Annotated in this window: 1 protein-coding gene; it reads left to right on the plus strand. The window is 44.7% G+C overall.

Annotated elements, in window-relative coordinates; translation table 11 throughout:
• A partial coding sequence (locus QVP40_RS05985) for a L,D-transpeptidase (protein WP_288200349.1) occupies nucleotides 1-342 on the plus strand: 342 nt, incomplete at both ends.

Genomic DNA, 342 nt, shown 5'->3' on the forward strand with positions numbered 1-342 from the left:
AGACAGCAGCAAAAAAACTCCGATTAAAACAATTCGTGTATCCGTTGGTCTTCCGGATACGCCTACAAAGGTTGGAACATTTAAGATTACCAGAGCAGATCGCTGGCAGCTCCTGATGGGACCGTCCTGGGGACAGTATGGATCTCATGTAGTAAATGGAATTTATATTCATTCAGTTGCAAGCGGTCAGCCGAATGGAAATAATCTTCCGGCAGGAGAATATCTGAAACTTGGAAATCCGGCTTCTCACGGATGCATTCGCTGCTGTGTGGCAGATGCCAAATGGATTTGGGAAAACTGTAATGGTTCCACAATTCGTGTATTTGACGGCAAGTACAAATC

The organism is Blautia sp. CAG:257 (genome assembly GCF_000433815.1).
In the GTDB taxonomy this organism is placed as follows: domain Bacteria; phylum Bacillota; class Clostridia; order Lachnospirales; family Lachnospiraceae; genus Blautia_A; species Blautia_A caecimuris.